This window comes from Massilia sp. CFBP9026, assembly GCF_034045165.1.
Taxonomy (GTDB): domain Bacteria; phylum Pseudomonadota; class Gammaproteobacteria; order Burkholderiales; family Burkholderiaceae_D; genus Telluria; species Telluria arenae.
Map to the genome: position 1 here is coordinate 833333 of NZ_JAXCWH010000001.1, position 20771 is coordinate 854103.

At 70.7% G+C, this 20771-nt stretch carries 15 protein-coding genes; all 15 read left to right on the forward strand.

The features are described 5' to 3' along the window. Positions 1 to 521: 521 nt before the first annotated feature. The 15 genes from SOM28_RS03415 to SOM28_RS03485 are packed head-to-tail and all read left to right on the forward strand — an operon-like array spanning position 522 to position 20749. Positions 522 to 1103 (forward strand): Pvc16 family protein, encoded by a 582-nt coding sequence (locus SOM28_RS03415; RefSeq protein ID WP_320467198.1) that lies wholly within the window; start codon positions 522 to 524, stop codon positions 1101 to 1103. Next, positions 1100 to 1903, forward strand: a complete 804-nt coding sequence (locus tag SOM28_RS03420; protein ID WP_123067944.1) for a hypothetical protein — start codon at positions 1100 to 1102, stop codon at positions 1901 to 1903. Before SOM28_RS03415 ends, SOM28_RS03420 begins: the two co-directional genes overlap by 4 nt. A gap of 17 nt (positions 1904 to 1920) precedes the next feature. Next, complete coding sequence (locus SOM28_RS03425; protein WP_123067945.1) at positions 1921 to 3519, forward strand: phage tail sheath family protein; 1599 nt, start codon at positions 1921 to 1923, stop codon at positions 3517 to 3519. 55 nt (positions 3520 to 3574) lie between these two features. Continuing rightward, complete coding sequence (locus SOM28_RS03430) at positions 3575 to 4033, forward strand: phage tail protein (RefSeq protein WP_123067946.1); 459 nt, start codon at positions 3575 to 3577, stop codon at positions 4031 to 4033. Between the two features lie 34 nt (positions 4034 to 4067). After that, positions 4068 to 4529 carry a phage tail protein gene (locus SOM28_RS03435; RefSeq protein ID WP_320467199.1) on the forward strand — a complete coding sequence of 154 codons (462 nt, stop codon included), beginning with the start codon at positions 4068 to 4070 and terminating at the stop codon, positions 4527 to 4529. Between the two features lie 4 nt (positions 4530 to 4533). Then, entirely contained in the window at positions 4534 to 4719 is a 186-nt protein-coding gene (locus SOM28_RS03440) for a DUF5908 family protein (protein WP_123067947.1), read from the forward strand. 1 nt (position 4720) lies between these two features. After that, entirely contained in the window at positions 4721 to 5356 is a 636-nt protein-coding gene (locus SOM28_RS03445; protein WP_123067948.1) for a CIS tube protein, read from the forward strand. An 11-nt stretch (positions 5357 to 5367) separates the two neighbouring features. Then, complete coding sequence (vgrG, locus tag SOM28_RS03450) at positions 5368 to 7161, forward strand: type VI secretion system tip protein VgrG (protein WP_320467200.1); 1794 nt, start codon at positions 5368 to 5370, stop codon at positions 7159 to 7161. A 7-nt stretch (positions 7162 to 7168) separates the two neighbouring features. After that, the gene (locus SOM28_RS03455) at positions 7169 to 7468 is read left to right on the forward strand and encodes a PAAR domain-containing protein (RefSeq protein ID WP_320467201.1); all 300 of its coding nucleotides are present in this window, start codon (positions 7169 to 7171) and stop codon (positions 7466 to 7468) included. Between the two features lies 1 nt (position 7469). Continuing rightward, positions 7470 to 7880 carry a GPW/gp25 family protein gene (locus SOM28_RS03460; protein WP_229414820.1) on the forward strand — a complete coding sequence of 137 codons (411 nt, stop codon included), beginning with the start codon at positions 7470 to 7472 and terminating at the stop codon, positions 7878 to 7880. Further along, entirely contained in the window at positions 7877 to 11635 is a 3759-nt protein-coding gene (locus tag SOM28_RS03465) for a baseplate J/gp47 family protein (RefSeq protein WP_320467202.1), read from the forward strand. Before SOM28_RS03460 ends, SOM28_RS03465 begins: the two co-directional genes overlap by 4 nt. Beyond that, on the forward strand, positions 11619 to 12440 hold the full coding sequence (locus SOM28_RS03470; protein WP_320467203.1) for a hypothetical protein: 822 nt from the start codon (positions 11619 to 11621) through the stop codon (positions 12438 to 12440). Before SOM28_RS03465 ends, SOM28_RS03470 begins: the two co-directional genes overlap by 17 nt. Next, entirely contained in the window at positions 12437 to 12772 is a 336-nt protein-coding gene (locus tag SOM28_RS03475) for a hypothetical protein (protein ID WP_123070629.1), read from the forward strand. The genes SOM28_RS03470 and SOM28_RS03475 overlap by 4 nt, the downstream gene beginning before the upstream one ends. Further along, positions 12769 to 15282: a hypothetical protein gene (locus SOM28_RS03480; RefSeq protein WP_320467204.1), complete on the forward strand. Its 2514-nt coding sequence runs from the start codon at positions 12769 to 12771 to the stop codon at positions 15280 to 15282. The genes SOM28_RS03475 and SOM28_RS03480 overlap by 4 nt, the downstream gene beginning before the upstream one ends. A gap of 10 nt (positions 15283 to 15292) precedes the next feature. After that, positions 15293 to 20749 carry a contractile injection system tape measure protein gene (locus SOM28_RS03485; RefSeq protein ID WP_320467205.1) on the forward strand — a complete coding sequence of 1819 codons (5457 nt, stop codon included), beginning with the start codon at positions 15293 to 15295 and terminating at the stop codon, positions 20747 to 20749. Positions 20750 to 20771: the final 22 nt, after the last annotated feature.

Here is a 20771-nt window from a genome sequence, read left to right on the forward strand (position 1 = left end):
ACCCGACCTTTATCGTCTTTCATATCGCGAACACGCATTTGCTTGAAGTTGAATACGCCATTTGCCACGAAGTGGATATTCACATTGAATGGTGAGCGGATTGACTTTTTATTCAAGATTTCGTGACATTGTCACAGTGGATCCGAATTAAAAAGCGATCCTGGCAATACTTCGCAGGGAAATCCGTCGCGCGTGGAGAATATCCGAGCCTACCCCTCAATGACAAGCGTTATTTGGCAACGTAGCGCAAAAATATATCCGCAAAGTATATGGAGTTTTTCCGCTGCAGCGGGCATTATCGATATCTGTTCGTTTGCGGTTCAATTTGAATGCGCGGCGGCGGCCGTCCTTCGTCAGTGATTGCGGCACGCCTCTCGCATCGGTTCGCGAGACGAGTAAATATAGATAGCGCGGCGCGAGGTGCACAGCACCCGACCACACGTGCATACAGGGATGTTTTTCGGCAGAGCGTCTTACGCGTCTGCCGGGGAATTGTGACGGCCGTTTGTTTCAGGAAGTATATGATTGACCGCGCAATCAGTCAGATAGCGGCACAACTCAATGAATACCTGAGAGGCCTGCTGGGTACGTCCGAAGATATTGTCCTCGTCTCCAATTTATTGGGGCCCGATGGCTCGCCGGCGCCGAACGTCAATAACCGGGTAATTCTGTTCCTGACCTCGATCGAGAAGGATACGCTGCCCCAGCGCCCGTCCGAAGGCCGCGGCATGGCATTTTCCGGCTCCCAGCCCCTGTTCCTGAATATCTACCTGATGGTGGCGGCCAATTTCACGGGTGCGAATTACCCGGAATCCCTCAAATTCCTGTCGCTGGTCATCGGATTCTTCCATCGCCAGCCGGTGATCGATCACGCCAATTCGCCCGACCTCGACCAGCGCATCAGCAAGCTGGTGCTGGACATCGAGAATACCTCGCCCCAGGCCATGAGCAATATCTGGGGCGTGCTCGGCGGGCGCTACCTGCCGTCGGTGCTGTACCGCGTGCGCATGGTGGGTGTCGGCGGCGGCGACATCCAGGGGCGGATCTCTCCGGTCACCGCGCCGGATGCGGCCGCCAGCTATCGCCCGGCGGACGCCCCATGAGCGCCTACCGCGAGTGGTTCCGCTTCGACGTCGAGCATGCCTACCATGGGGGCCGCTTCGGCGGCTGGCGCGCGCTGCCGGACGAGCCGACCGGCCGTCTGCTCAAGCGTGCCGGCGCCTTGATGCGGCAGGTGGACGACGGCGTCGTGGTGCTGGTCCCGGAGCGCGACTGGGACCTGCTGCCCGCGCAAGACGACGCCGACCTCGTGTTCGAGGTGCGAGTCGACGATCCGCTGTTCGGCACCTACACCTTCCTCCAGCCGGAGCGGGGCCAGGCGCTGCTGGCGGATAGCCGGCAGGCGGTGCGCGAGCCGTCCGGCGCATGGCGCCTGCATGCCGGCGAACTGCTGGGCGAGGAGGCGCTGGCGCCGGACCTGCCGCGCCAGCCCGGCGCGCCGCGCCCGGCGCTGCTGCTGCGCATTGCGCCACAGGATGCCGCCGAGTCGAATTCGGCGCCGCGCTACGTCGTGCGCCTGGGCGCCGCGGCCAGCCACTGGAAGTACTACCTGATGGACGGACTCGCCGAACGTGCGCTGTCGATCGTCGACCTCGACGACGAGGTGGAGTTCAGGCGCGTCGATGGCGCCGGCCTGGACGGACGGAAGGCCGCCGTGTTCGTGTCCGACCGCGCGCTCGCGCTGCGCGCGCGCTCGGCGCGCCGCTTCCAGTTGCGCGAGCAGGCGGCGTTCGGCGACAAGGTGCTGGTGAAGAGATTGCCCGTGGCGTGCGCGGGCATCCGCCGGAAGGCGGAGGTCGATGGACACGCGGTGCTGGTATCGGAAATTTTTGTCAATTATTAACTTGCGGAGCTGAGGACGTGGCATACAAAACCCCTGGTGTATATATCCTAGAAAAGGACGCCTTCCCGAATTCGGTCGTGGAAGTGGCCACCGCCGTCCCGGCGTTCATCGGCCATACCGAAAAGGCCGACAACAAAGGCACGACGCTGAACCGGAAGGCCTGGCGCATCACGTCGATGACCGAGTTCATCGACTACTTCGGCGGCCCGCCGGCGGCGCGCTTCAACCTGACCGAGGTCGACCTGAAGGATGCCGGCGACGACGACGTCGTGGTGCCCGATCCTGCCAACCCGACCGGTCCGCGCAAGGCCTACCGCATGAGTCAGGACAGCGGCGCCTACCTGCTGTACTACAGCATGCAGCTGTTCTTCCAGAACGGCGGCGGTCCCTGCTACGTGGTGTCGGTGGGCGGCTACGGCGACGCCATCGAGGCCGATCCGATCGTGGCCGGCCTGGACGTGCTGCGCAAGGAACAGGAACCGACCATGGTCGTCGTGCCGGACGCCATGCTGCTCAAGGGCACCGAGGACAGCGCCGGCGCGACCGCGATCAAGGTTCAGCAGGCCGTGCTCCAGCACTGCGGCGAAGTGATGAAGAACCGTTTCGCGATCCTCGACGTCTACGACGGCTGGCGCGACCGCAAGGACCCGGCTGGCGACCCGATCGCGCAGTTCCGCGACGCCCTGGGCGTGAACAACCTGCATTTCGGCGCGGCCTACTATCCCTGGGTCGACACCACCATCGTGCCCGAGACCGCGCTGAGCTTCCTGAACCTGAACGACAAGGGCCTGCTCAAGACCCTGCTCACGGCCGACATGAAGCTCGACCCGGCCAACGCGCCCGCCGACGCGATCCCGCGCAAGGGCTTCGATGAGAAGGTGACGGCGGTGAACAACCTGGACGCGGCCTGGGAGATCGACGGCGAGCGTTACAAGAACGAGGGCGAGGTGGCCAAGGGGCAGCTCGACCTGCACCAGCTGCTGGCCAAGTTCAGCCCCCTGTATGCCAGCCTGATGGGCCGCCTCGCGCGCCGCCTGAACCGCCTGCCGCCGGCGGCGGCCATGGCCGGCGTGTACACCAGCGTCGACAACGGCCGCGGCGTGTGGAAGGCCCCGGCCAACGTCAGCCTGAACTCGGTCATCGCGCCGGTCGTCAGCGTCAGCCACGCCGAGCAGGAAGACCTGAACGTGACCACCTCGGGCAAGTCTATCAACGCGATCCGCGCCTTCATCGGTTCGGGCGTGCTGGTTTGGGGTGCGCGCACCCTGGACGGCAATAGCCTCGACTGGCGCTACGTCAACGTGCGCCGCACCATGATCATGCTCGAGGAATCGCTGCGCCTGGCGATGGCCGCCTACGTGTTCGAGCCGAACACCGCCAACACCTGGGTCACGGTCAAGGGCATGGCAAGCAACTTCCTGACCGGGATCTGGAAGCGCGGCGGCCTGGCCGGCGCCTCGCCGAGCGACGCCTTCAGCGTGTTCTGCGGCCTGGGCGAGACCATGACCGGCGAAGACATCCTGGAAGGACGCATGAACATGACGATCCTGGTCGCCCTGTCGCGCCCGGCCGAGTTCATCGAGATCACCTTCCAGCAGCAGATGCAGAAGTCGTAAGCCCGCGGGCCGCGACACCCAACCACCTTATTGAACATAGCAAAGCGAGGATACGATGGCAGACGACGGTTCCGCACAATCCAAGAACCTGTGGCCCCTCCCCAAGTTCTATTTCGAAGTGAAATGGGACTCCGAAGTGATGTCCTTCCAGGAGGTCAGCGGCCTCCAGGTCGAGATGGAAGAGCTCAAGTACCGCTCCGGCGACAGCAAGTCGTTCGGCGTGATGAAGATGCCGGGCATGATGAAGGTCGGTAACGTGACCATGAAGAAGGGCGTCTACAAGGGCGATAACAAGTTCTGGGACTGGTTCAACGAGATCAAGATGAACACCATCAAGCGCAAGCCGGTGACCATCAGCCTGCTCGACGAGACCGGCGCCCCGACCATGGTCTGGACCCTGCTCAACGCGTTCCCGATCAAGATCACCAGCACCGACCTGAAGGCGGAAGGCAACGAAGTGGCGATCGAGACCATCGAGATCGCGCACGAGGGCCTGACCATCGCCAACAGCTGATGGGCGCTGACAGCATGATGCGCGGGGTGGCGTCGTGAGCGGCGACGCCGGGCCGGCCTTCCCGGTCGCCTACTCGTTCCGGGTGGCGTTCTTCGCAGGCGCCCTCATGGACGAGACCAGCTTCCAGGAAGTGTCGGGCATCGGCGGCGAGATGCAGGTCGAGGAGGTGCCCGAAGGAGGCGAAACGCGCTTCGTGCACCGCTTGCCGACCGGCGTGAAATACAAGCCGCTGGTGCTCAAGCGCGGCGTGGCGTCGGCCGGGTCGGCACTGGCGCAGTGGTGCCGGATGACGCTGGAGGGAGGGCTTGGAAGCCAGATCCGTACAGCGCCGGTCTCGGTCTACCTGCTCGACGAGCAGGGCGATCCGCTGCGCGCCTGGCTGTTCTCCGACGCTTATCCGACCCAGTGGGAAATGGGCAACTTCGACGCGATGACGAGCGCCGTCGCGATCGAGACCATCACCCTGAGCTATACCTATTCCATCCGAATCCTGTAACAGCATGGCCATTGAAATCCGTAACCTGTCGATCTCCTCGAAAGTCGTCCAGCGCCAGGCGGCCCAGCCGGGCGCCGGGGACGCAGCGCCCCAGGACCCGAAGGAGGACTGCTGCAAGCCGCCTTCCGACTGGCGTGTCGAATGCCGGCGCATGATCCAGGAACTGCTCGAACTGCAGCGGGAGCGCTGACATGGCCGGGAAACAGTGGTTCAAGATTAGCAGCTGGGACGTCGACAACAACAAAGCTGGCTCGGTCACTCCGTTCCAGGCGATGATCAACCCGACCGGCTACGCGATCGAGCGTACCGTCAGCATGAGCAAGCGCGGCAAGTGCGACGGTCGGGTCGGCGAGGCGCTGACCCTCGAGGACCTGGTCCTGGACGGCACTGGCGTGGTGCCGGGGCCGACCGGCTCGGCGCAGAGCGTCGAGGCGCAGCTGGACGACCTGATGGCGGTGGTGCAGATTGCGCCCAGTGGCGAGAAGATGGTGTATCCGGTGGTGGAACTGGTCTGGGGCTCGCTGTACTACCTTGGCCGCGTCACCAGCCTGACCACCAAATACACCCTGTTCGCGCCGGACGGCATCCCGCTACGCGCACGGGTCTCGATGAAGATCGAGGAGTACATTCCCGACACCGACGCCGTGGCGGACAGCGCGGACGCGGCGACGATGACAAAGCAGCTGCAGGTCGACGCCGGCATGCGCCTGCCGGAACTGTGCTTCGCCGCCTATGGCGACGCGGGCATGGCGGCCGCGGTCGCGCGCTTCAACGGCCTGACGTCGATGCGCAACGTAGCGGCCGGAACGTCGATCGACTGTCCCTGACAAGGTTCAACATGGCACAATCCCCTCTCGAAAACAGCAAGGGCGACGTCAAGGTCGTCATCACCTGCGACGGCACGGCGCTGTCCGACAAGGCGCAGATCCTGACGCTCGAAGTCACCCATGCGGTCAATCGCATCCCCTCGGCCCGCATCATCCTGCTCGACGACAGCGAGGTCGATGCGAACCAGCGCCTGGCCCTGAGCGACGGCGACCTGTTCAAGCCGGGCGCCGCGGTCGAGATCAAGGCCGGCCATGGCAGCGCCGCCGACGTCATTTTCAGCGGCATCGTGATCCGCCACGGGGTGCGCATCGGGCCGTTCGGCCGCAGCCGGCTGGTGGTCGAGTGCCGCGACAAGGCGATCAAGATGACGGTCGGGCGGCGCAGCGCCAACTTCGTCGACATGAGCGACGACGCGATCCTTTCCAAGCTGATCAAGGCGCACGGACTGGACGCGAGCGTCGATTCGACCACGGTCACCTACAAGGAGCTGGTGCAGTTCGAGGCCAGCGACTGGGACTTCGTGCTGGCGCGGGCCGAGGCCAACGGCCTGCTGGCGCTGGTCGATGCCGGCAAGGTGACACTGGCCGCGCCGGACACCTCGACCGCGGCCGCGCTGTCGGTCAAATACGGCACCGACCTGCTCGAGTTCGACGGCGACGTCGACGCCAGGAGCCAGCTGACGGCGGTCGGCGGGGTGGCCTGGGATCCGTCGACCCAGGACGTGGTGGAACAGAGCGCCAGCCCGGCCACGCTCAACAGCCAGGGCGACCTGGACGGCACGACGCTGGCCGGCGTGCTCGGGCTCGACAATTTCCGCCTGCAGTCGGCGGCGGCGCTCGACAGCGAAGGCCTGAAAGCATGGACCGCGGCGCGCCAGATGCGCGCCGGGCTGGCGCGCGTGCGCGGACGCATGCGCTTCGTCGGCAGCGCGCTGGCCAAGCCAGGCACCCTGCTGACGGTGAGCGGCGCTGGCAAGCGCTTCGACGGCGACGCCTGGCTCTCCAGCGTGACCCACATGATCGCCGAGGGCGACTGGACTACCGAGGCGGAATTCGGGCTGGCGCCCGAGACGCCGTCCGAGCGTGGCGAGCTGGGCGCGCCGCAGGCGTCCGGCCTGACGGCGGGCGTGTCCGGCCTCCAGGTCGGGGTGGTCCTGAAGCTCGACGAAGACCCGGAAGCGCAGTACAAGATCCAGGTCTCGCTGCCGGTCACCAAGGCCGAGACGGCCGGCGTGTGGGCGCGCCTGGCCGGCTACTACGCCTCGGACGGGATCGGCAATTTCTTCATCCCCGAGATCGGGGACGAGGTGGTACTGGGTTTCCTGAACGCCGACCCGTCGCACCCGGTGATCCTCGGGAGCCTGTACAGCAGCAAGCGCAAGGCGCCGTATGAGCTCACGTCGGACAACTTCACCAAGGCGATCGTCACGCGCAGCAAGCTGAAAGTGGAGTTCGACGACGACAAGAAGTCGATCACGATCACCACGCCCGCCGAGAACAAGATCGTGTTGAGCGACGACGCCAAGTCGATCCTGCTGCAGGACCAGACCGGCAACAAGGTGACGCTGGACACGAGCGGCATCACCCTCGACAGCCCGAAGGACATCGCGATCACGGCCAAGGGCAAGATCACGCTGGACGCGGTCGGCAACGTCGCGCTGTCGAGCAAGGCCGACATCAAGCACGACGCCCTGAACATCGCCAGTACCGCCAAGGTGGCCCTGACCGCCAAGGGTTCGGCCAGCGCCGAGCTGTCCGCCAGCGGCCAGACCACGGTCAAGGGCGCCCTGGTGATGATCAACTGAGGACACGATGCCGCCCGCCGCCCGCCTGACCGACATGCATGCCTGCCCAATGGTGACGCCCGGCGTCCCGCCGATCCCGCACGTCGGCGGGCCCGTGATCGGCCCCGGCGTCCCCACGGTCCTGATCGGCAAGTTGCCGGCGGCGGTGGTGGGCGACGCCTGCGTCTGCGTGGGGCCGCCCGACAGCATCGTCAAGGGATCGGCCACGGTGATGATCGGCGGCCGCCCGGCGGCGCGCATGGGCGACACCTGCGCCCACGGCGGCAGCGTCGTGATCGGCTATCCGACCGTCCTGATCGGGGGCTGAGGTGAGCGCAGCGCGCAAGACCCCATCGTTCCTGGGGACCGGATGGGCCTTCCCGCCGCAGTTCGGCCGCGACGGCCGCACCGCCATGGTGTCGAGCGAGCGCGATATCCGCGAAAGCCTGGGCATCCTCCTGGCCACCCGGCCGGGCGAGCGGATCATGCACCCGCTGTACGGCTGCAACCTGCACGCGCTGGTGTTCGAGCACGTCAGCGAAAGCGTGGTCACCGAGATCCGCCAGGCCATCCTGCAGGCGATCGCGCGCTGCGAGCCGCGGGTCGAGGTCGAGCGGGTGGCGGTGCTGCCCGGCCCCGACGCGCACGGCGTGCTGCCGATCGAGGTCGTGTACCGCATCCGCGCCACCAACACCCGGGCCAACCTGGTCTATCCCTTCCACGTGGAAACGGCTTCATGAGCATGCGCGAGGGGCTGGCGCAGCGCACTCGCCTGCCGGCGGCACTGGCGCCGCATTACATCGACATCGACGAGCTGACCCAGGCCCAGTTGATGACGCTGGCGCTGCACTACGCCGGCCTGGTGCGCTTCGCGACCGAGGGCCCGGATGCGAGCTGGGACCGCAGCTGGCGCGACTATTTCGGCGACGACGAGACGCTGGTGATGGCCGAGATCCTGTCGCTGCGCGTGCACCGCAACCGCGCCGGCTTCGACGCCCTGGTGGACCGCGCGCTGGACGGCATGGCCCCGGGCGGCATGCCGGCGCCGCGCGGCGGCTCGCCGACCGTGCTGCTGTCCGCGATGGTCGAGCGGCTGGAGACCTGGTCCAGGGTGCTGCTCGAGCGCGGCAGCCCGGTCGGGATCGACCTCGGCACCCTGATCGCCGGCGTGCTGGCCAATCTGCCGCCATCGCTGCGGCGGGCGCTTGCCTACCGCGCGTCGCGCCCCGAATGGAATGCGGGACGCGACGCGCCGGCGCTGGTGGCCGAGTTGAGCGCGATGCTGGGCCTGGACCCGGGCGGGGCGGTACGCGACGACGAGCTGCGCGCGCTGTGCCGCACCTGGTTCAACCAGCTGGCCAAGGCCATCGAGATGGTCCAGTGCGGCGCCGCCCAGCGCCTCGAACAGAGCCTGTCGAGCGGGGTCCACGATCCGGGCGCGGGCCTGCTGCTGGCCTTCGTCCAGATCTACCGGCGGGCCCAGGACGCGGCCAACACCCTGACCGAACGCCACCTCGATTTCTACTACGATCGCGTGCTGCGCATGCGCCCGAAACCGGCGGAATGCGATTCGACCTTCCTGGTGTTTGCCCCCGCCGCGCCGGGCGCACGCACCGTGGTGCCGGCCGGCGCCGCCTTCCTGGCCCCGGCTGGACGCCAGCTGGGCGACCTGGTGTTCGCGCCGCGCGAGGCACTGGTGGTGGGCGACGCGCGCCTGCGTGCGATGTACACGCTCTTCTGCGAGCGCAATCGGCTGACCGCGCCCGAGAACGCGCTGTGGGAATGGCGCCACGGCCAGCGCAAGGGCTATCCCACCGCCTGCCGCCTGGCCAGCCTGCCGGTGCTGGAGCCGGACCAGGCGCTCGACCGGGCCAACCTGGCGCCGCGGCCCTTGTTCGGCGCGCCGCGCACGGCCACCGGCGCGGCCCCGGGACAGGCCGCGCGCCTCGGCTTCGCCCTGGCCAGCAACGTGCTGCTCATGCGCGAGGGCGAACGCAGCGTGCACGTGACCTTGCTGCTGGGCGCCCAGCGCAACAGCGCCGCGGGCGACGAGACCCTTGGCGGCCGGTTGGCGGAACTGGCCACGCAGATGCGCGAATCGCAGGCCGAAGTGCGCTACAAGGTGCTGCGCCGGATGTTCACGCTGGCGCTGACCGGCGTCGACGGCTGGATGGCAGTGCCGGCCTACAGCGCCACGTTCGACGCCGCCGGGGAGGGCGAGCAGGGTGGTGTCCACGACGCGCTGCACATCCATTTCACGCTCGGGCACGAGGCCGGCGCGGTGGCGCCCTACGACCCGGCGCTGCACGGCCCGGGCGTCACGGGCGCCTGCCCGCTGCTGCGCTTCGAACTCAATGGCGAAGGCTACCTGTATCCCTATGGCCTGCTGCGTGGCCTGCCGATGGCGCGCGCCCAGGTCGACGTCAAGGTGAGCGGGCACCGCTCGCTGACGCTGTACAACCAGATGGGCGCGCTGTCGCCGGCGGCGCCATTCCAGCCTTTCGGCCCGCTGCCGGCGCATGGCGCCTGGCTGGTGGTGGGCAGCGCCGAGACGGCCTGCAAACGGTTGACGGAGGCCACGCTGGCGTTCGAGTGGGGCGGCCTGCCGCAGGTGGCCGGCGGCCTGCGCGCCTGGTACGGCGGCTATGACGGCGAACCGTTCCGCGACGTGCGCTGCACGGTGGCGGCGCTGGCCGATGGCCGCTGGCAGCCGGTGGAGACCAAGGTCCAGGCGCGGCCGGCGAAGGTGCTGTTCGCCGACGCGCCGGCCGGCCGGCGCCAGGCGGGTACGCCCGGCGTCGCCGCCAGCGAAGTGGTCGACCTGGGCCCGGTGCTGCACCTGGCGCGCCCGCTGCCCCTGGGACGCTGCGCGCCGGACCAGCCGTTCGCCTGGGAACCCGGCGCCAGCAGCGGCTTCTTCCGCTTGACCCTCGACACCGGCGAATTCGCCTTCGGCCACCGCGACTATCCCTACCAGCTGGCGCGGGTGCTGACCCGCAACAGCCAATGGCGCTACCGGCGCGACGCGCATGCGCTGCCGAATCCGCCGTACACGCCGACGCTGGAGACGGTGACGATGACTTACGCGGCCACCAGCACGATCGGGCCGACGCCGGCGCAGTCCGGCGAAGCGCTGCTGCGCCTGCATCCCTTCGGCTGGGAGGCGGCGCGTGGCGGCAGCGAACACGGCGACCTGCTGCTGCCCTCGATCGATTATTCGGGCAACCTGTACCTGGGCCTGAGCGCAAGCGTGCTGGATGCGCCCCTGAGCCTGTTCTTCAACCTGGTCGAGGACGCGCTGCCGATGTCGGGCCAGCACGAGCGCCACATCAGCTGGGCCTACCTGGCCGGCAACCGCTGGATCGCGCTGCCGCCGCACGCCGTGCTGGGCGATTCGACCCAGGGCTTCATCCGCCCCGGCATCGTCACGCTGGCGCTGCCGCTGGACGCGGGCTGCGACAACACCATCATGCCGGAGGGGCTGGTCTGGCTGCGGGTGTCGTGCGAGGAAGAGCTGAACCGCTTCTGCCAGCTGTACTCGGTCCATCCGCATGCGCTGCAGGTGTGGCGCGCCGCGGACGACATGACGGCGGGCGCGCCGGAGCGCATCGCGGCGGCCACGATCCGGCGCCCGCGCCAGGCCATTCCCGGCCTGGTCCGCGTGACCCAGATGACGGCTTCCAGCGGCGGGCGCCTGCCGGAAGACCGGGTCGAGCTGAGGCGCCGCAGCGCCGAACGCCTGCGCCACAAGGGCCGCGCGATCGTGCCCGACGATTACGAGCGGCTGGTGCTGGAGCGCTTTCCGGACATCGACCGCGTCAAGTGCTTTCCCAACCTGTCGCTGGAGCTCAGGCCGGATGGCGGCGCCTGCCCGGGGCACGTGCTGGTGGTGGCGCTGCCGGCGTTCGCGTCGAGTGGCCACCTGAACGTGCTGCCGCGCTTGAACGGCGACGTGGTGGCGCGGGTGCAGGCCTTCCTGGCCGCGCGTGTCGGCGCCGAGGTGCGCCTCGAGGTCGCCAACCCGTTCTACCAGCGCATCCAGGTGCGCTGCACCGTGCGGCTGGCGCCGGGCCTGGACCACGGCCGCCACGTGAACCTGCTCGACCGGCTGGTCTCGGACTTCATCTCGCCCTGGAACCCGGCGGGCAACACCAGCCTGTTCGGCTGGACCTTGCGCCAGCATGACGTCGAGGCCTTCCTGCTGGCGCAGCCGGGCGTCCTGGCGGTCAGCGAATTCTCGATGCTCAGCGTGAGCGACGCCGGGACCGAACGCTATTTGCTCACCGATACCGCGGTGCCCGGCCGCAAGGGCGAGCCGGCGCCAGACGTGACGCCGCTCTATCCGTGGAGCGTGGCAGTACCGATCCGGCGCCACGCCATCCTGGTGGCCGGCAGCGAGCAGTCGCGTGTCGCCAGGCGCACCGGCATCGGCAAGCTGGAAATCGGCAGCACTTTCATCATTTCATCCGAGACCGACAATGACCAAGCGAAATAGAGACACGCTGAAGAGACGCTTCGGCGAGGGCGAGATGCCGTCGGCCGGCGATTTCAGCGACCTGATCGAATCGGTGCTGAACATCCACGACGACGGCATCGCCCACAACGAGCACGACGGCCTGCGCCTTACCCAGATCAGCGGCAACAGCCGCGTCCTCAGCCTGTACGGCGCGGTGGAAGAGGAAAGCACCGCCTGGGCCTTTGGGCTGGACGGGCGCACGGCGCGCCTGACCCTGGACGCGGCGCGGCGCGGCGCGGCGCCCGCGGAGGTGGATGCCGACGACGAGGCCGAGGGCGGCGGCTATGCGGTCCTGACCTTGCTGGGGCCCAACGGTGACGGCAGGACCGACGGCCGGATCGGCGTCAACACCCGCTATCCGCGCCACCAGCTGGACGTGGACGGCGTGGTCGCCAGCAGCGGCCGGGTCGGCGCCGCCGGCAGCCGGCCGGCGCCGGCCGGCGCCGAGTGGCACACCATCGGCGGCCCCTACCAGGGTTGCACGGCACTGGAAGTGACGGCCGGCGCTGGCCGCCCCGATTCCGGCAAGTACGCGCTGATGCACGCGTTCGCGCTGCGCGCCTTCGACGCCAAGGGTGAGGTCACCTATCACCAGGCCCATTACGGCTCGCGGCGCCACCGCCTGCAGCTGCGTTGGCTGGACGACAAGGCGGTGCCGGGCAACTACTACCTGCAGCTGCGGGTCGGCTGCACCTATGGCGAGAATACCCGCATCCAGTACCACCTGACCTCCCTGTGGCTGGATCCGCGCATGGACGGCAGCATCGCGCCGGAGGAAGCGTGAGCGGCCGCGTTGACGGCGTGGCGCGCTTCGCCCTGCAGCTCGCGCCGCGCCAGGCGCGGCTGGTGGCCGAGGCGCTCGGCCTGCGTCCCTATGGCCAGGTGCAGGCGCTGATGGCGCGCCTGGAAGCCTGGGCCCGGGACTGGACGGACGGGATCGACACGCGCGGCGGCGCGGCGCCGTTCGTGCTCGACGCGGGCGAGCTCGCGCTGGTAGTGTCGGCCCTGTCCGACCTGCCGTACCGCCGGGTGCACACGCTGGTGCGTGGCCTGGAAGCGCAGCTCGCGGCATTGCCGCAGGGGGCCGCGCGCACGGCGCTGGAGGGGACGGCATGACGGCCGGAGCGGGCCTGCTCCCCGCTGCCGGCATGACCGAGGAGGCCAGCTTCGACGCCCTGCGCGGCGCCGGCATCGCGGCGTTGCAGCGCCTGTGCGGCGAGGTCTGGACCGACTTCAACCTGCACGATCCTGGCGTGACCACGCTCGAACAGCTGGCCTACGGCCTGACCGACCTGGCCTACCGCACCGGCTTCGACATGGCCGATTACCTGGCAGGACCGGACGGCAGTATCGACTACGCCGGCCTGGCCCTGTACCCGCCGGAAGAGATCCTGCCCGGCGCGCCGCTAACGATCGAGGATTACCGGCGCCTGCTGTACGGCGAGATCCCGGAACTGGCCGACATCTGGATCCGGGCCGAGGGCGGCGGCCTGCTCGCGATCGACGTGCTGCCCGAGCACGACGGCTCGGCGGCGGCTGCGGCGCACGAAGCGGCGGACGAGGCCGTATTGGCGCGCCGCGTGCGCGCGGCGTACGCGGCCAGCCGGGCGCTGGGCGCCGACCTGGCCAGGGTGCGCGTGCTGCGGCCGCGCGCTTATTACCTGCGCGGCGAGATCGACACCTGGGGCGAACGTTCCCAGGCCGAGGTGCTGGCCCAGATCCTGTTCGACTGCGGCCAGTACCTGTCCTCGGGCCTGTCGGCGCAGCGCCTGCGCGACGTGATCGCCCTCGACTGGAGCCCGGAGCGCGTCTACGACGGTCCGGCCACGCGCCACGGCCACGTCAGCGTGCGCCACGGGGCCGACGACGAGGCGCCAGTGTCGGTGAGCGAACTGATCGGGGTGATCCAGAAGATCGACGGGGTGCGCCGCATCCGCGCGCTGTCGATCGTCGATGCCGGCCTGCGTCCGGTGCCGGCGATCCCGCGCGACCGCGCCGACGGCAGCTGCGCGGTGCTGGCCTTCCCCATGGGCGAGCAGCTGGCCGAGCTGCTGCGGGTGCAGCCGGAGCAGGGCATCGAGTATGGCGTGAGCGAACAGACGATTCCGCCGGTGCCGGCCTGGCGCAGCGCCAACCGCCTGCTGTACGAGGAGGCCAGGCTGGAGCTGGCCAAGCTGCGCTTCGAGCAGCACGCCTTCCGCGCCGACGACAGCGGTGCGCGCACCCGCTACGCGCTGCCGTCAGGCACCCACCGCGAGCTGCATGCCTATTACTCGGTCCAGCACGAGTTCCCGGCCGTGTACGGGATCGGCAAGTACGGCCTGCCCGACAGCGCGAGCGCCGAACGCAAGGCCCAGGCGCGCCAGCTGCAGGGCTACCTGTATCCGATGGAGCAGCTGATGGCGAACTACCTGCAGAACCTGCAGGACTTTCCGCGGCTGTTCGGGCTCGGGCACGAGGACGCGCGCAGCTACGGTTCCCAGTACCTGGACGGCCCGGCGGCGCCGGGCCTGGATGCGCTGTACCGCGAAGGGCCGGAAGCCACGCGCGCGCGCCTGGCGCGGGTGCTGGGCCGCCAGGACGAGCACATGGAACGCAAGGGGCGGGTCTACGACTACCTGCTGGCGATCTATGGCGAGACATTTACGCAGACCGCGTTGCGGCGCTTCAACCATTATCATCCGCACGACACCGATGCCTGGCTGCTCGACGCCAAGCGGCGCCTGCTGGCGGAGCTGGTCGAACTGAGCGCTGGCCGCGGCAGCGGCGCCGACTACACGCTGCCGCTGGACGCGCCCGACGCGGTGGCGCCGCTGGTCCGGCGCGCCGCCATCCTGCTCGGCTTCGACGGCGGCGAGCGCCATCGCAGCCTGTGCCCGGTCCGCGATGGCGCGCGCCTGGCGCTCGCCGACGAAGAGGGGCCGGAGCCGGGCGCCGCGGCGCCGGCGGCGCCGGACGACTGGCTGCCGGTGCCGCCCGCGAGTGTCCGGGCAGTGGCGGCCCGGGGCGCGCTGCCGGCGCGCGCGGCCCGGCTCGACGAAGCGCTGTTCCGCGACGGCGCGCTGTTGTCCAACTACCGGCTGGCGCGCCGGGACGGCGCCTACGAACTGCACGTGCAGGCCGGCGCGCGCTGGCGCCTGCTGGCCAGCCACGGGCGGCGCACCGAAGCGGTGGCGGCGGCCCATGCGGCAGTGGCGGAACTGGCGCGCCTGAACCGGGGCTGCGAGGGCATGCACCTCGTGGAGCACGTGCTGCTGCGGCCGGGCCTGGGCCGCGAAGACCAGGAACTGCAGGGCGACGAGGGCCTCGGCAATCCGGCCTTCTACGCGGCCCACATCAGCGTGGTGTTGCCGCGCTGGACCCTGCGCTGCGCCGATCGCGGTTTCCGCAACTTCGTCGAGGAGACCGTGCGCGAGCATTGCCCGGCCCATATCCAGCCCGGCTTCCTGTGGCTCGGCCCCGCCGACATGGCCGGCTTCGAGGGCTTGCACGATGCCTGGCGCGGGACGCTGCGCGACTGGCATGCGGCCGCGGAAGATGCGCGCGCGGGCCTCGCGCAGCCGCTGCATGACGCGGCCGGCGCGCTGGTGCACTTCCTGCGCGTGCACCGCAAGGAAGCCGCATGAGGCGACCTCGATGAGCGCCCCGCACCTGATCGAGCGGCTCGACGTCGCCTTCGAGTTCGATCCGCCGGATCCCGAGCTGCAGGACGAGGGGCAGCTGCTGCGCCTGGTCAAGGACTCGCTGCTGTCCGTGCTCGACGAGGTGATGGACGCCTGCGACGAACCCGGCGCCGTCCTGGTGCTGCCGTCGCTCGCGCTCGACCTGGGCACGATCGAGCGCCATGCGCTGCGCGAACAGGCGCCGGCGCGCCTGCGTGCGCTGCTGGAGGATGCGCTGGCGGCGGCGCGCCAGCAGGCGCGGCTGGCGGCTGGCGCGACCCAGGCGCGGACCGGCGGCCAGGCCGGGTTCGATCTCCCCACCATCAGGAGCGCCCAGGACGACGCGCTGACGCGGCTGGCGGCCTTCCTGCGCAGTGGGCGGCTGGGCTGGGATGCGCCGCCGCGACGCGGCGAGCTGCACGTGGAATTGCTGGACGGCCTGCTGGCGTCGGCGCCCTGGGCACTGGTGCGGATGCTCGCCGACGCCATCCGGCAGCCGCAGGCCCTGCGGCGGCTGGCGGAGCAGTTCCCGCCTCGGCAGCTCGAGGCGGTGCTGGCAGCGGCGGCGCCGGGACAGGCGCGCGCGCTGCTGGCCTGGCGCGCCGCCCTGGAGATTGGACCCGGCGCAGCGGACGCCGCGCTGGCCTGGACCTGGGTGCTGGGCGTGGCGCTGGGAACTACGGCGCCGGCCGCCGGCCTGGCGGCGGTGGCCGCGGCGATCGGATACCCGACGGCCGCGCCGGACCGTGCGGCGCTGGCGCCGGAAGACGGCGAGCGCCTGGCGGCATGGTGGCGGCGCGGCGAGCGCGATGCCGGCGCCGCGGCCGTGCTGGAGCGGCTGCTGGCATCCGGCGGCGGGATGGCGGTACGCGATGGCCTGGCGCGGGCGCTGGGAGGCGCACTGGAAGGCGCGCTGTCGACCCCGGACGCGGCGCGCCGGCTGGCCGACGCCATGCCGCTGTACCTGCGCGAGCGCTTGCTGCGCTTCCTGATGCCGTCCGGCGCCGCGCGCCTGCTGGCGCTGATGAGCGAGGTCGAACGGCAACTGGTGTCGCGGGTGGGCGACCGCGGCCGCGCCGCCGAGGCGCACGCGCGCTGCTGGCTGGAGCTGCTCGTGGCCGGCATGGACGGCGTGGGCGTGGGCGTGGCCGTGCGGAGCGATGCGGTGCGTGCGCGCCTGTACGCGGTGCTGGATGCGGCGGCGCAGGGCGCGCCATTGGCCGATCACGGCGCTCCCGCCGCCGCTGATGTCGTGGTGCCGAATGAGCTCGCGCAGCTGGCGGCTTTCCTTGAGCGTGGCCGCTTCGACGGCGCACCGCCGCTGGCAGGCGAGCCGCACGTCCTTTTGCTCGCGCGCCTGCTCGAACGCGCCGGGCGCACCCGCGCATCGCGCGAGGCGCTGCTGCGGATGCTGGCCAGGGCGTCGGAGAGCCCGGCGGCGCTGCGCCGGCTGGTCGCACAGTTCCCGCAGCGCCAGCTGGCCGGCATCGTGCATGCGGCGGCGCCCGGACAGGCGGCGCTGCTGGCGCTGCTGCTGGAATCGCAGGACGGCGCGGGCCTGGACCTGCCGGCGCTGGAGGACGACGTGTGCACCGCCTGGCACGACCTGTTGCTGCGTGCGCTGCGGGACGGACGGCCGGCGGCGCACGAATCCGCACGGGCCGATGCGCAACTGGAAGGGCTCGAAGCCTGGTGGCGCGGCGGCCGCTTCGATCCGGCCGGCGCCGCGCGGCTCGAGGCGCTGCTGGCCAGGGTGGAGACGGAAGGCCTGGAAGCGCGCCTGCGGGCGGCGCTGGCAGCGGCGCTGGCCAGCGTGCTGTCCGCGCCCGACGGCGCGCTGCGGTTGGCGCGCGCGCTGCCGGAACGCCTGCGTGAATCGCTGATCCGCTTCTCACTGCCGGGCCTGGCGCCACGCGCGATCGCGCTGATGCAGCGGCTGCGCGCGCGCCACGCCCAGGCGCCGGAAACGTGTATCGATGCCTGGGCACGGCTGTTGACCGCGTGCCTGGCGCCGCCGGTGTCGGCGGCCGCAGTGCAGGTCTTGTGCGAACGCCTGGACGCGGAGCTCATGCCGGCGCCGGCGCGGGAGGAAGCGCCGGCCGCGCCCCAGGACCGGATGCCGGCGGCGTTGGACGAGCTCGAGGCGTGGTGGCGCGGCGGCCAGGCCGATGCCGCGCGCGCGGCGCGGATGGAACGGATGCTGGCGCGGGCCACGGCGGCCGGTGGCGACAATGACCCGGGCGCCGGGCGGCCGCTGGCGAAGGCGCTCGTCGCCGCGCTGGCGCGCACGGTGGCCTTGCCGGAGGGGCCGCGCCGCCTGGCAGCGGCGCTGCCCGAGCAGCTGGGCATCGCGCTGTTGTGGTTCGCCGTGCCGTCGCTGGCGCCGCGGCTGGTCACCTTGCTGCAACGCCTGGGCCGGCGCCTGTCGTCCAGGCCGGAGGCCCTGCGCGATTGCTGGGCGCAGGTGTACGCGCTGTGCCTGGGGCCGGCGCCGTCCTCGGCGTCGGTGGAAGCCTTGTGCGGTCGCCTGGATGCCGTGGCCCCGCCCGACGCCGCGCCGCGCCGGCGTGGCGCGAACGCCCGGGTTCGGCGGGACAAGGGTGCACTCGACGGGTTCGAAGCCTGGTGGCGCGCGGGGCATGCCGATCATGGCCGCGCGGCGCAGCTGGAACGCCTGCTGGCCGTCGACGCGGCAAGTTCGGCGGATGCGGTCGACGCTGGAGCGCTGGAGGGCGCACTGGCTGCTGCGCTGCGGCGCACGCTTGCCTCGCCCGGCGGCGCGCGCCGGCTCGTGTCCGCGATTCCGGTGCACCTGCGCGAAACCTTGCTGGCGCGCTTCGCTCCAGCCTTCGCGTCTGCCGTCATCGTCCGCTTGCGTGCGCTGGGCCGGGGGCTGGCCTCTGCACCCGGCGCGGCTGGCCCGGCGCCGGGCCTGCATGCGCGGTCGTGGGCGGATGTGTTCGAGGCCTGCCTCTCGCCGACGGTGACCGCGGCCTCGGTGCAGGCCCTGTGCGTTCGCCTGGACGAAGTCATCGCACGGGTTGCGCGCCACGGCCGGAAGGAGACGCACGAGGGGACGCAAGATGCGCCCGCGGCGTGGCGCGGTGCCTCCGCAATCGAGCGCCTAGCGGCTTTCCTGCGCAAGGGCCGCCTGCTGGGAACGCATGCGGCGGCCGGAGCGGCCGGCCATGAGCAGGCGCCGCTCGAGGAAACCCACGTGACGCTGCTCGACGGCTTGCTGGCTTCGACGTCGCCGCAACCGCTGTGGCGCATGCTGGCCACCGCTCTCGCACGTCCGGCCGCGGTGCGCCGCTTGGTGGAGCAGTTTCCCGAACGGCAGTTGCGCGACGTGCTGGCGCGGGCGGTGCCGGCCCGGGCCGAGGCGCTGTACGCGTTGGCGGACGAGCTGCAGCGCGCGGGGCTCGAGGCGGGCATCGCGCCGCGGCGGCTGCGCCTGCTGGTCTGGTCCGCGCTGATGGGCGCCGTTGTGCGCGCCGCGGCGGGGCAGGCGCCATTGCCGTCATCGAGGATATTGCGCGGCGAGATACTCGACCGCCTTGCCGCGCCGCCCGACCAGGCCGGGGCGGTGCAGGATGGCGCCGCGCTCCTGGCCGGGATATCGGCGCTCGCTCCCGGCGCGCCGGTGCGCGCGCGGCTGCGCCAGCTCGCGGGCGCCAGTAGCGTGCAGGCCTTGCGGGCACTGGTGGACAAGGCGGCGCAGCTTGGCGCCGCCAGCGCGCTGCTTGCCATCGCCGACGGCGTCGAGCTGCGCGCACGCGCGCATCCGGGCTATCCGCGCGTGGAGGCCTGGGCCGAGCTGCTGGAAGCCGCCCTGGGCGGCCCGACGTCTCGGCAAGTCGCGCAACTGCGCGACCGCTATCTGGGTGTCCCAGGTGACGTCCTCCGGCTGCGCCAGGCCGCCGCACCACCGAGTTCTCGGCCATGGCAGCCGGCGGCCCCGGATGGCGGCGCGGGACGCGCTTTGCGGCGCCTGCTGTCCAACGCTGCGCGGGCGCGGGCCGGCGAGCGGGAGGGATTCGAGGAGGCAGCCGGCCGCGCCTTCACCACCCCGCCCGATCCGGCGGCGGGACGCCTGCTCGACGTATGCGCGGTGCTGGAGACCGCGCTGACCGGCGCGACGCGTGCTCCCATGTTGCCGCCGGCGGCGGCGCTCGACGCCGCGCGGTGGATCGAGCGCATCCGCAGCCATCTCGACCGGAAAGGCCGCATCCCGCCCGCGCGCCGCGCCGTCATGGTGGAGGCGATCGCGGCCGCGGCACGGACCAGCGGCGGCGAGCAGGCCTGCCTGCGCGCGGTCATGGATGCACTGGAGCGCGGCGCGCCGCTGGACCTCGAAGCGATCGTCCTTCAAGGAGGTGCGCAGGCGGAAGCGACGCACACGGCAAGCGAACCCCGAAGCGCAATCGTCGCGGCGCTGTTGGCCGCCGACGGCGATCCGCCGCCGCCCGCATGGAGCGCGCTGCTCGAAGGACGGCGCGACGACGTGCTGCGGACGCTGCGCGCGGCCGGAAGCCGGCGCGGCTGGCGCCGGGCATTGCGCGAGGGCCTGCCGCAACGGATGCTGGCCGACCTGGTCGCGCTTTCGCGGCCCGAACTTGCGGCCGCCGTGCGCGGCATTGCCGAACGTGGCGACGTCGTCTCCCCGGTGCTGGGCAGCGGCTGGCAAGACGCGCTGTGGCGCGGCGCCTTCGACCTGGCGGCGCGGCCGGCCCGCGCGGCCGCTCCCGACTTCGCCGCCGCCTGCGAGCAGGTATTGCGCGCCGCCGTGCCGGGCGCGCAGGCGCAGGTGGCGCTGCTGGAGGCATGGCGTGCCGCCCCGTCCCCGGCGGCGCCGGTGCGCCAGGCCCCCGTCACGAAGCCGTCAGCCGCCGCGCACGCCGCCGACGACGCGCCCGGTATTCCCGAGGGAGAGCGCATTGCCCTCGAAAATGCCGGCATGGTGCTGATGGCGCCTTACCTGCCGCGCCTGTTTGGGATGCTGGGACTGGTGGTGGATGGCGCTTTCGTCGACCTCGACGCCGCCGAGCGCGCCGTGCACCTGCTGCAGTTCGCGGTATCGGGCGCCAGCAGCACGCCGGAGTATGCGCTGCCCCTGAACAAGCTGCTGTGCGGCCTGCCGCTGGAGGCGCCGGTCCCGGTCGGCATCGCGCTCACGGCGGTCGAGCGCGAGACCATCGAGGGCTTGCTGGAGGCGATGATCGCCAGCTGGAGCGCGCTCGGACGCACCTCGGTGGAAGGGCTGCGCCAGTCCTTCCTGATGCGCGACGGGGAGCTGGCCCTGGGCCCGCAGGGCTGGGAGCTGTCGGTCGTGCACGGTCCATTCGACATGTTGATGGACCGCCTGCCGTGGAGCTTTTCGATCGTGCGCTTCGCGTGGATGCCGGCGCCGCTGCACGTGACCTGGCATTGATGTAGACGAACAGAAAAAATGA